The 11,992-nt window shown below is 34.4% G+C and carries 13 protein-coding genes; 6 read left to right on the top strand and 7 right to left on the bottom strand.

The window, feature by feature from the left end; translation table 11 throughout:
• The first annotated feature begins 66 nt into the window (after positions 1-66).
• Positions 67-1,005 (top strand): chemotaxis protein, encoded by a 939-nt coding sequence (locus GJV85_RS05490; protein ID WP_207562862.1) that lies wholly within the window; start codon positions 67-69, stop codon positions 1,003-1,005.
• A gap of 203 nt (positions 1,006-1,208) precedes the next feature.
• On the opposite strand, the gene GJV85_RS05485 is transcribed toward GJV85_RS05490, so the two are convergent.
• Genes GJV85_RS05485 through GJV85_RS05475 form a run of 3 tightly spaced genes read right to left on the bottom strand, consistent with a single transcriptional unit; the run spans position 1,209 to position 4,571 of the window.
• The gene (locus GJV85_RS05485) at positions 1,209-2,534 is read right to left on the bottom strand and encodes a sodium ion-translocating decarboxylase subunit beta (RefSeq protein ID WP_207562861.1); all 1,326 of its coding nucleotides are present in this window, start codon (positions 2,532-2,534) and stop codon (positions 1,209-1,211) included.
• 4 nt (positions 2,535-2,538) lie between these two features.
• Positions 2,539-4,329, bottom strand: a complete 1,791-nt coding sequence (locus GJV85_RS05480) for a biotin/lipoyl-containing protein (RefSeq protein ID WP_207562860.1) — start codon at positions 4,327-4,329, stop codon at positions 2,539-2,541.
• Between the two features lie 8 nt (positions 4,330-4,337).
• Positions 4,338-4,571 (bottom strand): OadG family protein, encoded by a 234-nt coding sequence (locus GJV85_RS05475; protein ID WP_207562859.1) that lies wholly within the window; start codon positions 4,569-4,571, stop codon positions 4,338-4,340.
• 157 nt (positions 4,572-4,728) lie between these two features.
• Here GJV85_RS05475 and GJV85_RS05470 point away from each other — a divergent pair, with 157 nt between their 5' ends.
• Genes GJV85_RS05470 through GJV85_RS05460 form a run of 3 tightly spaced genes read left to right on the top strand, consistent with a single transcriptional unit; the run spans position 4,729 to position 5,549 of the window.
• Positions 4,729-5,019, top strand: a complete 291-nt coding sequence (locus GJV85_RS05470) for a DUF3817 domain-containing protein (RefSeq protein WP_207562858.1) — start codon at positions 4,729-4,731, stop codon at positions 5,017-5,019.
• Between the two features lie 42 nt (positions 5,020-5,061).
• Positions 5,062-5,364: a hypothetical protein gene (locus tag GJV85_RS05465; protein ID WP_207562857.1), complete on the top strand. Its 303-nt coding sequence runs from the start codon at positions 5,062-5,064 to the stop codon at positions 5,362-5,364.
• A 14-nt stretch (positions 5,365-5,378) separates the two neighbouring features.
• Positions 5,379-5,549, top strand: a complete 171-nt coding sequence (locus GJV85_RS05460) for a hypothetical protein (RefSeq protein WP_207562856.1) — start codon at positions 5,379-5,381, stop codon at positions 5,547-5,549.
• Here the strand turns inward: GJV85_RS05460 and GJV85_RS05455 are convergent.
• Together GJV85_RS05455 and htpG are read right to left on the bottom strand one after the other, a co-directional pair.
• Complete coding sequence (locus GJV85_RS05455) at positions 5,546-6,031, bottom strand: hypothetical protein (RefSeq protein WP_207562855.1); 486 nt, start codon at positions 6,029-6,031, stop codon at positions 5,546-5,548. The two genes, GJV85_RS05460 and GJV85_RS05455, sit on opposite strands and share 4 nt — an antisense overlap.
• A gap of 98 nt (positions 6,032-6,129) precedes the next feature.
• Positions 6,130-8,025: a molecular chaperone HtpG gene (htpG, locus tag GJV85_RS05450; protein ID WP_207562854.1), complete on the bottom strand. Its 1,896-nt coding sequence runs from the start codon at positions 8,023-8,025 to the stop codon at positions 6,130-6,132.
• Between the two features lie 153 nt (positions 8,026-8,178).
• On the opposite strand from htpG, the gene GJV85_RS05445 reads away from it, so the two are divergent.
• Positions 8,179-8,484, top strand: coding sequence for a hypothetical protein (locus tag GJV85_RS05445; protein WP_207562853.1), 306 nt, complete (start codon positions 8,179-8,181; stop codon positions 8,482-8,484).
• Here the strand turns inward: GJV85_RS05445 and GJV85_RS05440 are convergent.
• Both GJV85_RS05440 and GJV85_RS05435 read right to left on the bottom strand, forming a co-directional pair.
• Positions 8,481-9,494, bottom strand: a complete 1,014-nt coding sequence (locus GJV85_RS05440; protein ID WP_207562852.1) for a flavin monoamine oxidase family protein — start codon at positions 9,492-9,494, stop codon at positions 8,481-8,483. The genes GJV85_RS05445 and GJV85_RS05440 overlap by 4 nt on opposite strands.
• A 2-nt stretch (positions 9,495-9,496) precedes the next feature.
• Positions 9,497-9,937: a low molecular weight protein-tyrosine-phosphatase gene (locus GJV85_RS05435; protein ID WP_207562851.1), complete on the bottom strand. Its 441-nt coding sequence runs from the start codon at positions 9,935-9,937 to the stop codon at positions 9,497-9,499.
• 98 nt (positions 9,938-10,035) lie between these two features.
• On the opposite strand from GJV85_RS05435, the gene abc-f reads away from it, so the two are divergent.
• Entirely contained in the window at positions 10,036-11,979 is a 1,944-nt protein-coding gene (gene abc-f, locus GJV85_RS05430; protein WP_207562850.1) for a ribosomal protection-like ABC-F family protein, read from the top strand.
• The last annotated feature ends 13 nt before the right edge of the window (positions 11,980-11,992 follow it).

Genomic DNA, 11,992 nt, shown 5'->3' with positions numbered 1-11,992 from the left:
TAATATTCAAGAATATTTCATTCTATTTCAGGTATTATCACAAGATATACAATTAAAGGGTGTGTAATGTCTGTACTAGATAATGTCGATGCTGCTACTAACTTAGCAAAAAACAATGAACTACAACTCCTCGTCTTTAGAATAAATGATAAAGAAGATTCTGCATATTATGCAATAAACGTTTTTAAAACACGTGAAGTCGTTGAATCTAAGAACCACTATCTAACACAACTTCCATCATCAAATCCACTACTAGAAGGAACAATTCTTCTTCGTGGTCTTCAAATCCCTATACTCAACCTTCCCTTATGGCTAGGAACAGTTTTAAATAAACAAGATGTGCATAGATCAAATATTCTCATATGTGATTTTAACGGTGTAATTATAGGTCTTAGAATAATGTCTGCGTTTAGGGTTATCAAGAAAAACTGGAATGAGATGCACGCGCCTGACAGTTATAGATTAAAAGAAGATGGCGTTGTAATGAATGATACCAGACTCGAAGATGGATCATTGTGTCTTATCTTAGATTATGAAAAATTTCTCTCAGAAGTTATCCCTCATGCTATGGTTGATGTAGCAGCAGATACTACTGAGCTCTTAGAGTTAAATATTCCAGACAAGCTCAAAACTGGCACAGTCCTTATAGCAGAAGATTCAAAAACTGCACAAAGACATTTAATTCAGATTTTCAAGAATGCAAATATAAATATGCAACTATTTAATAATGGTCAAAAGCTTATCGACTATATAGACGCGCTTGGTGAAAACACACAAAATATTCCAGCTATCATTACAGATATAGAGATGCCTGAGATGTCAGGTTTTACTGTAATAAAAAGATTAAAAACAAATCCACATACAAAAGATATTCCAATTATAGTAAACTCATCAATGACAGGTGCAAATAATAAACGCGAAGCAGAAGTTCTTGGTGCAGATGCCTTTATTGATAAAACAAAAAGTCATAATGTAATACCGTTAATTATTTCAACTATGAAATAGTTAACACCCTCTTTTCTTTTACTCACTTCATTTATATATACATATCAGTTCAAAAAAATTATATACAACTAATTAATCGAATAAATTTAAAGAGTGGTGTAGATTCAAGTAGCATAACGAGGAAGTGCACACATGTGCATGACGAGTGTAGCGCCGCAGAAGATGCGCCGCTATTTGAATTTTAGCAACTAACTCTATCCAAACTACTGGAAGAGAGAGATAAGTACACCGGCTGCTACGGCTGAACCAATAACACCCGCAACATTTGGACCCATTGCATGCATTAGAAGCATATTTGTACGGTCATACTCCATACCAACTTTATTTGATACACGAGCTGCCATTGGAACTGCAGATACACCTGCTGAACCAATTAATGGATTAATCTTATTACCTGGGAATAGGTTCATAATCTTAGCCATAATAACACCTGAAGCAGTACCAACTGAGAATGCAACAATACCAAGAGCCATGATAAACATAGTATCTGGAACTAAGAACTGATCAGCTGCAAGCTTAGAACCAACACCAAGACCTAAGAAAATAGTAACAGTATTTATAAGCGCATTTTGAAGAGTATCATTTAAACGCTCAACAACACTAGACTCTTTTAAGAAGTTACCAAACATAAATGCACCGATAAGTGGTGTTGACTCTGGTAAAACCATAATAGCAAGAGTTAAAACCATTACTGGAAAAATTAACTTCTCTAAACGCGACACATGACGAAGTGTAGTCATTTTTATACGACGCTCAGAATCACTTGTTAGTGCTTTCATAATCGGAGGTTGAATAATTGGAACCATAGCCATATAACTATATGAAGCAACCGCAATAGCACCTAAAAGTTCAGGAGCAAGTTTTGTCGCGATAAAGATAGATGTCGGACCATCCGCTCCTCCAATAATTGAAATAGCTGATGCCTGTTGTAGTGTAAAATCAACAAATCCAGCTTGAGAAAGTGCAACTGCACCAACAAGTGTTCCAAATATACCAAACTGAGCAGCTCCACCAAGTAGTGCTGTTTTAGGATTTGATAAAAGTGGACCAAAGTCTGTCATAGCACCAACACCCATAAAGATAAGGATTGGAAACATCTCATTTGATAGACCCATATTATAAATAACACCAAGGAATCCATGTGCACCAGCAATATTAGCTACTGGAATATTTGCTAACAACCCACCAAATGCTATTGGTAAAAGTAGAAGTGGCTCAAAACCTTTTCTAATTGCTAGCCAAAATAGGAAGAATGTAACCAGAATCATTAAAACACGACCCCAGCCCTTATGAAAGTTGCTCATAGGTTTACCATCAGAACTTAATTCATCTGGATCTGGGCTTAGGATAGCAACAACACCAGTCGACTTTAAAAAACCAGTAATCATTTCTGAGAATGGTTTAGTTTGGTAGTTTTCTTCTTTATGTGCCGAAGTAGCATCGCTTACTTCCGGATGTCCACTAGCAAAAGCACTAGTGAAAGAAAAAAGCATAAAAAGAGCAAGTAACTTTAATACAAATAATTTCATATAATTATCCTATTACTGCTACTACTTGGCCTTCTACAACCTTGTCGTTTGTAGCCACATTTATAGATCTAAGAGTTCCAGCTTGAGTTGCTACAACATCAATTTCCATTTTCATTGATTCAAGAATCATAATAACATCACCGTCATTCACTTGATCACCTGGATTAAGAATAATTTTCCAAACGCTACCTGGAAGAAGAGCTTTAACATCTAAGTCACCAGCTGCTGATTCAGTTGGAACAGAAGGTTTAGCAATTTCACCATTTACCGCTGTAACCTGAATATCTGCATCACCCTCTGCAACTTGAACACTGAACTTTTCACCATTTACTACTACTGTATAATTACCATTACCCATTGAACTTCCTTCACAATCATTTTTCATTTGAGATATTTTACGAACATTTAACTCACCTTTCCCTTGTAGGAAAGCGATACCTTTTTCTTGACATGCAGCTGCAATGAAGATATTTTCTTCTGTTATTTCAAGATCTGCAGCTTTAAGCTCATCTATAGCATGTTGAAGAGATTTAGCTGGATCAGCATCTGCTAAATCAAGTGCTTTTTCAGTTGTAGGTTCTAATCCTAACTTTTCTGCAGCAATTTTTACAACTTCTGGATCCGGAGCAACTGGTGTTTTACCAAAATATCCGAGGACCATTTTTCCATATCCAGGTGCTATTGCATTCCAAGGACCCTGCATTACATTGTTAAGTGCCTGCTGGAAATAAAACTGAGAAACTGGTGTTACAGAAGTACCATAACCTCCCTTTTCAACAACTTCTTGCATAGCTGCAATAACTTCTGGAAATCTATCTAATATACCATTATCACGCATCATTTGAGTGTTTGCAGTAAGTGCACCACCTGGCATTGGAGAAAATGGAATCACTGGAGAAACCATAGTTGCTTCTGGTGGCATGAAATAATCACTTAGACAGTGCTGTAACTCTTTTTCATAAGTCAATATTTTACCAATCTCTAAACCACCAAGGTCAAAATCCATGCCCTTAGTTGCATGAAGCATAGTTAAAATATCTGGCTGTGATGTTCCACCACTTACAGGAGCAGCAGCCATATCAATACCATCAATACCCGCTTCAAGAGCCGCCATATATGCAGAAACAGAAACACCTGCAGTTTCATGAGTGTGTAAACGTAAGTGTGTTCCCTCAGGAACTAAACCTCTAGCCATTTTAATAGTTTCAAAAACTTTTTGAGGATTTGAAGTACCAGATGCATCTTTAAAACAGATACTATCATATGGAATACCCGCATCTAAAATCTCACGTAGAGTTTTTTCATAAAAAGTAACATCATGAGCTCCATGACATCCCGGTGGTAAATCCATCATTGTCACAACTACTTCATGCTTTAGTCCATGGTGAGAGATTCTCTCACCTGAGTATTTTAAATTTTCTACATCATTAAGTGCATCGAAGTTACGAATAGTAGTTGTACCATGTTTTTTAAACATTTTTGCATGCAGATCTATTAGTTCTTTTGAACCAGTATCTAGCATAACCGTATTTACACCACGAGCAAGTGTTTGAAGGTTTGCATCTGGTCCAACAATAGCACGGAATTTATCCATCATTTCAAAAGCATCTTCTCTTAAGTAAAAATAGAGAGATTGAAATCTAGCACCACCACCAAACTCAAAGTGATTTATTCCTGCTTTTTTAGCTGCTTCTACTGCTGGAAAAAAATCATCCATAAGTACACGACCACCAAAAACTGACTGGAATCCATCTCTAAAAGTTGTATCCATTACATCTATAAACTTTTTAGCCATTATAATCCTTACCCTTGTCTATGATGAGAAATTGCTGCAGAGATAGCTGCAATAACTTTAGCATTTTTATTTTTATTTTGTGTAGCAGGTGCTACCGGCTTTGGTTGTACTTCTGGGAAAAATTTATGGATAATAGTTGACATAATGTTCATACTTATTATCATAATAATTAAAAATACGAACACTGTTCCCATTCCTAACCCCATAAATTTAAAACCCTCCAATATCAGGTTTGTTTCCATAAAATCACCTTTTTCAATAATTTGTTGTCTTAGTATAGTATAAAGATGTTTAAATAAAGTTTTGTACTCATTTATAATTTTTATAAATTGGCCTAATTGTTACTTTTTGATTATATACTTCCAAAAATTAAAAATAAACCATAAAAAGTGAGTAGTTATGATAAAAGAGAGTGTAAAAAAGTTTGGTCTTATTAACAGTATTGAGGGTTACTCTTATCTAATTCTAGTTTTTGTTGCCATGCCTTTGAAATATCTACTTGGCATTAATGAAGCAGTAAAAGTAGCAGGTATGATTCATGGAATACTGTTTGTACTTTTTTGCATATTACTACTGCAGGCATGGTATACAACTAAATGGGCGTTTAAAGAAAATATAATCTTTTTTATAGCTTCGCTTATCCCTTTTGGAACTCTCTTTACAAAAAATAGAATCAAAAGTTATGAATAAGTTTGCTATAATAATATTTTTACATATAAGGATTATAAAATAATGATTGGCGGAATGTTTGAACAAGATTTAGTAGCATATATAGTTTTTGGTCTTATCTTAAACTTTTTATTTTCTCTGTTATTTGGTATTTATCTAAGTAATAACATTGGTATAAAAGAGATGATAGAGACAAAAGGTGATAAAGAACAGTCTATGATGATTAGAATAAGTTTTTTAATACCCTATGCAAAAATGGTAATTACACTCTATAGAGTAACAATTCTTCAGTTATACTTTTTAAATAAAGGTCTCTCACATAAAGAGTTTTGGGTTTACATGACCAACGAAAGAAATTCTAATTAAATGAGGGTTTGAAGATGAATGACTTTAAATTAAAAATGACACTTAGTATACTTGGTGGAATTGTTTTTTCATTTATCTTTATTTTACTTACCTTTGCACTTCCTATTCAACAGAAAGAACATGTAGTTATAAAAAAAGCAAAAGGTAAACTAGAGATTATCTCACAATCTTTACAAAATCGTTAAAATGAACTCTTTACTTCTATGAGTGCAAGAGCATCATATGCACATTCAGGATTTAGTACAATTGTGCATGCATAGAGTGCCTCAGTACAGCTAAATAGATACTCTAAGTCATCTTTCTTCATTAACTCTTCAAGTAACATCTCAGCATCTTTAATACGAAGATTACGTGCCACTCCTAAGTTTTTATGAGCCAAGTCACGAAATTCAGTGTAATCTAGCTCTTTTTTTGCATCTTTAGCACTTTGAAGCTCATACAGAAGCTCTTCAAAACTCACTATCGCTCTCATTATCTGTTGTATATAATCTTCAATGAGTCTAGCTATAAGTTCTGAGTCTAAACCCAACTCTCTTACAGCTTCAGCATCAGAATAAGTATATTCATTTTTTAAAAAAGAGTTACAAACTTTTTTAGATCTAGCAACTAGTGATGCTATACCCTTTTGTCTCTTATTTTTTTTATCAGATATTGTAGATTCATTCATGCTTATAAAATAACATTATTTATATAAATTAAAGGATTTGTTTAAGAAAAAGGATTAATACTTATAATGAGTGCTACAAAAGCACTCATTAATTTTTATTATATTGCTTTAGTAATGATTCGATTAAGTCTAGATATAAAGTCTGCTGTATCACTTAACTCCTGCCCATCAAACAGTTTTGCTTGGTCTAAAAGTACATGTGCTGCATCATTTACAAGGTTTGTATCAGATGAATCATTTAACTTTTTAATAAGCTCATGATTAGGATTAATCATAAAGATTGGAGCGGGTGGAGGTGTGTCACCACCCTGTCCCATCTGTTTCATCATTTGAGCCATCATATAAGTTGGATCTTCTTTGTCTATCTTAATAGCAACTGGAGAATCAGTTAGCTCAGATGTAGTCTCAACAGACTTAACAGCATCACCAAGAGCTTCTTTAAACTCTTTTGCTAGTCCTTCATAAGTTTTAGCAACTTCTTCTTCAGCTTTTTTCTCTTCTTCACTCTCTTCAAACTTTGCATCAGCAACAGGAACGAGTTTATACTCTTTGTAGTCTGTAACCATTGGGAAGATGATAGTGTCTACTTCTTCGTTAAGAACCAGTACGTCGATATTACGTGCTTTAAAACGCTCTAACGCAGGTGAATTTTTAAGCATTGCTAAAGATGTCTTACCTGTAATATAGTAAATCTCTTTCTTCTCTTCATCTATGTTTTTAACAAAATCTTCTATCATTACTGTTTCATCAGAGTTGATAGTGTTAAACTTCATAAGTTCTAAAATTTTCTCACGGTTTTCAAAATCGCTATATAGACCCTCTTTTAAAACATTTCCAAACTCTTTATAAAACTCATCATATTTAGCAGAATCTTTTTTAGACATCTTAGCCAGCTCAGAGAGAACTTTTTTTACAGAAGATTTTTGTATCTTATTCATTACTGCGTTTGATTGTAAAATCTCACGAGATACATTAAGTGGTAAATCTTTAGAATCAATTACTCCGCGTAAGAAACGTAGGTATGTAGGCATAAGTTCTTTTTCATCATCAGTAATGAAAACACGATTGATATAAAGCTTGATACCAGTTTGATAATCAACTCTATACATATCCATAGGAGCTTTACTTGGAATATAAAAAAGCGTAGTATATTCAACTGCACCCTCAGCTTTGTTGTGCATCCATGTTAATGGCTCTTCAGAAGAGTGTGCTATTGAGCTGTAAAAATCTTTATACTCATCATCAGTCACGTCTTTTTTAGCGATAGTCCATAGTGCGTTTGCACGGTTAATCTGTTCATTTTCCATCTCTGTTCTTGATGGTTCTAACTCTTCTTTGCCTTCATCATCCATAACCGCAGGGATATGCTTCTCTTTATCCATAAAAATTGGGAATGGAATATGGTTAGAGTATTTTTTAATAATTGATTCAACTCTATAAGTTTCTAAAAATTCATCTTCATCATCATTTAAATGCATTACAATTGTAGTACCATGTCCATCTTGAGTTGTATTTTCTAACTCAAATTCTCCCGTACCTTCACTTGTCCATAAAAATGCTTGATCCTCTCCAGCTTTTTTAGTTGTAACTTCAACTTTATGCGCAACCATAAAACAAGCGTAAAAACCAACCCCGAACTGACCAATAAGATTAGAATCCTCTTTTTGATCACCAGAAAGGTTTTCTAAGAATGCTTTAGTACCAGATTTTGCGATAGTACCAAGGTTATTCATTAAATCTTCCTCGTTCATACCGATACCAGAATCTTTAATTGTTAAAGTTTTTGCTTCTTTATTTGCAACAATGTCAATACGAGGATTAAACGCTACATCTTTATATTTATCATCTGTTAAAACTAACATATTTAATTTATCTAATGCGTCAGACGCATTTGAAACTAGCTCACGAATGAATATCTCTTTATTTGAGTAGAGTGAGTGGATCATTAAGTTTAGTATTTGATTTGCTTCTGTTTGAAACTGATGTTTTGCCATAATTAATTCCTTTTATTTATATTTTCGCAAGTCTAACAAAAAAAAGTTAACAACAGTAGTTTGAATCAAGTTTATTTAGTCTATGTGACTAAAGTTTATTTAGTCTATATCTGATTTTAGTATAAATAATAAAATATTAGCTACAATAACTCTATGAAAACAGATTTTATCAACCAAATTGAACCAACTCCTAAACTAACTTCAAAGAAGTGTAAGCTTATCTCTTTTACTTTAAGGATTTTTTTACAGTTCTCCCCCTATCTTACAGGCTTAGTGGTGTGGTTTATGTATGATTACTTTATTGCGATTGGTGTACTTTTACTCTCTTTTATCGTTGTTGGGATTATACGCTCTAAACTTAGAAATAGCGTAATTCCATTTGAACAAAGAGAGTACCCATATAACGACCAAGGCATTGCAGACTGGTATACGGCAAAAATTTTATGTTTTTATCTTTAGTTAACTAGTTTGTTATATATTTTTTTAGCGTTAATTATGGCACCTTCTATATAACCACCCTCTTCATAAGAAAACTCAGTTGAGCTAAAGAGTGCTCTTTGGCTATATGCACTTGTATCAATCCCATATATTGGGTGAGCTTTTAATGGCTTTGAGTCCTCTTTAGTAGACGAAAATTTCTCACTTTTCCAATTTATTAAGTATATTTTCAAAATATCATCACTCTTTATCTGAAGAACCCTTATCATCTGCTCTGTTACTTGTAAATCAAAATCTTCCATATTTGCGTTAGCATTTACAAAACCAAATAGAGCATGTTTTCCTTCACAAGAAGCGTCATGAATCTCTCCTAATGGTCCCACATGTGAAAACATAAAACCACTTAAACCTTTCTCTTGCCAAATATTCTTTTTAAACTCCACTACACATTTAGCACTATTTCCCATCCATGTTTGAGTAGCTAACATTTTCTTCTCTAACTCATCTGGTAGTTTTGGCTCAAAGTTGATCCTATTGGTAACTCTTGGAGGCAGCGTAGAAATAACATAATTAGCAATATACTCTTTATTAGTCGTAAATACACTCACAAATCCCTCTTTTATTTTAACAGATAGAACCTCTTTATTTAGATATATTTCCACATTTTCAAGTTGATCTTTTAATGCGTCTATTAACTTTGTTAAGGAGCCTTTAACTCTAAAAGATGGAGTAGATTGTGGAGCGGAAAAAACTTCCACCTTTGCCTCAGTATCATAAATGGCATAACCTTTAGAGTTTTGTCTAAAAAGCTCCAAACCCAGTTCATCCATTAATTTTAAAATATTTTTTTGATGTGGCCAGACCCAAGAGGGGCCCATATCATGTCCATCAATACTAAAAATTCTTCCCCCTACCCTATCTCTTGCTTCTAAAATAATTACCTCATATTTTTCTTGAAGTAAGTATGCAAGATAAACGCCACTTATTCCCGCGCCGATTATAATAATTTTTTCTTTTGTTTTTAATGCCAAGGCTATATCTCTTCTTTTAACAAGTTTGTGACACACTCATTTATCATTTTATAAACTTTATCAAAGCCCTCAAATCCATCAAAGAAGTAAGGGTCAGGAACATCCTCTGACTCATACCCATAAGCACCTAGTTTTACAACATTTAAAGCCCCAAGCTCTTTTAGCGACGTAACATTTTTATCATCAAGAGCTACTATTAAGTCATACTTCTCTATATCACTTTTTTTAAATTGAGAAGCTCTTTGACCTGAAATGTTTACTCCATTCATTTGACACACTTTTATAGAGTTATCACAAGGAGCTTCACCTGTATGCCAGTTACTAGTCCCAGATGAGTCTATTTTTATATCTAAGGAGTTCTCTTTTACAATTTTCTTGGCACACCCCTCTGCAATTGGTGAGCGGCAAATATTTCCTAAACATACAAACATAATTGACTTCATACTATCTCCATTAAGGCTATCTTTAATACTCTAATTATAATTGAGTATTATTAAGGGCTCTTTAGGTATCATTCAAAAAAATATATGAAGATTATTTAATGGCATTAATAGACCTACAAAACATTTCAAAACACTACTCTGCTCAAAAAATTCTTACTGAAGTAAACTTTCATGTAGATGAGGGCGAACGCATAGTCATCATTGGTAAAAATGGAAGTGGAAAATCTACTCTAATGAAAATTATCAATGGTTCACTCGCCCAAGATGGCGGGAGACGAATCACTAAGAATGATCTTGAAGTAAAAATGCTCGACCAACGTCCTAATTTTGTCGAAGGTCATAACGTTCGCCAAGCTGTAGAGCATGGACTTAAAGAGTTAAACGCGGCAAAAGAGAGGTACAATGAACTCTCTTTAAAACTCGCAGATGATTTTGAAAATAAACTACTGATTGATGAGCATGAAAAACTCTCGCGTTATATCGAACACCATAATGCATGGAACTTGGATGATAAGATAGAACGCATTATCCAGCATTTTGACCTTAAACGCTACGAAGACAAGCCTATCTCTCTTTTAAGTGGAGGCGAGCAACGCCGTGTCGCCCTCGCCTCACTCTTACTTCAAAAGCCAGACATACTTTTACTGGATGAGCCTACCAATCATCTTGACGTATATATGGTGGAGTTTTTAGAAGAGCTTCTTTTAAAAGAGAAATTCACTCTCGTTTTTATTTCTCATGATAGATACTTCATAGATAGGATTGCGACAAAGAGCGTTGAAGTGGATGATTGCGTTTTAAAAGAGTACAGCGGTGGCTATTCAAACTATCTTACGCAAAAAGCAGAGTATATACGGACTCTACAAAAACAGCATGACAACCTACTTGGAGTTCTTAAACGCGAGAACGAATGGTTTGCCCGTGGCGTTCGCGCTCGTCTTAAACGCAACGAAGGAAGAAAAGAGCGATTGATGAATCTTCGTGAGGACGCAAAAACAAACCCTGCAAAAATTCGTAAAATGTCAGTCGAGCTACAACGCGAGGCAAAACACTTTAATCGTGATAAAAGTATAAACAAACAAAAGATGCTCTTTGAAATAGAGAACCTTGGTCTTACGCTTGGTGACAAAGAGCTACTTAAAAACTTTACGACTCGCGTACTTCAAAAAGACGTTATAGCTATCGTAGGACCTAATGGCAGTGGAAAATCAACGCTACTTAAAGCTCTTCTAGGACGCTTGGAACCTACTACTGGGACTATTAAACGCGGAGAGTTCACAGTAGGTTATTTTGACCAGCATCGTGAACTACTTGATGATGATAAAAACCTCATTGAGACATTTTGTCCTCATGGTGGAGATAGAGTCAGCGTAAGAGGGAGTGACCTACATGTTTATGGGTATCTTAAAAACTTTTTATTTCCTAGAGAGTTTTTAGATAAAAAAGTAGGAGTTCTTAGTGGTGGTGAAAAAAACCGCGTTGCCCTTGCCCTACTCTTTACTAAAGACGTAGACATACTCATACTTGATGAGCCCACAAATGATTTAGACATACCTACTATTAACATTCTTGAAGAGCAACTCACAAACTTTGCAGGTGCAGTCATCATAGTTTCTCATGATAGATACTTCGTAGATAAGATTGCAAAAAAACTATTTATATTTAAAGCTGACAAAACGATAGAAGAGTCACATCAAGAGTATACTCAGTACCTTGAGTTAGAAAAAGAGTTAAAAGAGCTTGACGATATGGAGGGTGCTTTAAACGAGATAGTAAAGCCAAAAGAGATAATCAAAGAGAAAGTAAAACAATTAAAGCTTACGTTTAAAGAGAAAATTGCCCTAGAAAAACTACCTCTTGAGATTGAAGAGCTAGAAGAGAAGATAGAAAATACAAATGAGTGTCTAGCCGATCCAAAATGTTATGAAGAAAAAGGTATAACTAGCATAGCAAAAGAGCTTGCTGAGCTTGAAGAGCTCTATGAGCTAAAAGTTGAAGAGCTTTTAACTATACAAGAGAAAGAAGAAGAGATAAACTCTTAAAATAAGTAGAGTT

It is taken from the genome of Sulfurimonas aquatica, assembly GCF_017357825.1.
Lineage (GTDB): Bacteria > Campylobacterota > Campylobacteria > Campylobacterales > Sulfurimonadaceae > Sulfurimonas > Sulfurimonas aquatica.
The sequence above is the reverse complement of the archived record's forward strand: the minus strand, read 5'-3'. Positions and strand labels throughout refer to the sequence as shown.

What these genes read in the sequence shown, in the direction of transcription:
- GJV85_RS05490 (WP_207562862.1), top strand. Translation starts at nt 67, where the DNA reads ATGTCTGTACTAGATAATGTCGATGCTGCTACTAACTTAGCAAAAAAC.
- GJV85_RS05485 (WP_207562861.1), bottom strand. Translation starts at nt 2,534, where the DNA reads ATGAAATTATTTGTATTAAAGTTACTTGCTCTTTTTATGCTTTTTTCT.
- GJV85_RS05480 (WP_207562860.1), bottom strand. Translation starts at nt 4,329, where the DNA reads ATGGCTAAAAAGTTTATAGATGTAATGGATACAACTTTTAGAGATGGA.
- GJV85_RS05475 (WP_207562859.1), bottom strand. Translation starts at nt 4,571, where the DNA reads ATGGAAACAAACCTGATATTGGAGGGTTTTAAATTTATGGGGTTAGGA.
- GJV85_RS05470 (WP_207562858.1), top strand. Translation starts at nt 4,729, where the DNA reads ATGATAAAAGAGAGTGTAAAAAAGTTTGGTCTTATTAACAGTATTGAG.
- GJV85_RS05465 (WP_207562857.1), top strand. Translation starts at nt 5,062, where the DNA reads ATGATTGGCGGAATGTTTGAACAAGATTTAGTAGCATATATAGTTTTT.
- GJV85_RS05460 (WP_207562856.1), top strand. Translation starts at nt 5,379, where the DNA reads ATGAATGACTTTAAATTAAAAATGACACTTAGTATACTTGGTGGAATT.
- GJV85_RS05455 (WP_207562855.1), bottom strand. Translation starts at nt 6,031, where the DNA reads ATGAATGAATCTACAATATCTGATAAAAAAAATAAGAGACAAAAGGGT.
- htpG (WP_207562854.1), bottom strand. Translation starts at nt 8,025, where the DNA reads ATGGCAAAACATCAGTTTCAAACAGAAGCAAATCAAATACTAAACTTA.
- GJV85_RS05445 (WP_207562853.1), top strand. Translation starts at nt 8,179, where the DNA reads ATGAAAACAGATTTTATCAACCAAATTGAACCAACTCCTAAACTAACT.
- GJV85_RS05435 (WP_207562851.1), bottom strand. Translation starts at nt 9,937, where the DNA reads ATGAAGTCAATTATGTTTGTATGTTTAGGAAATATTTGCCGCTCACCA.
- abc-f (WP_207562850.1), top strand. Translation starts at nt 10,036, where the DNA reads ATGGCATTAATAGACCTACAAAACATTTCAAAACACTACTCTGCTCAA.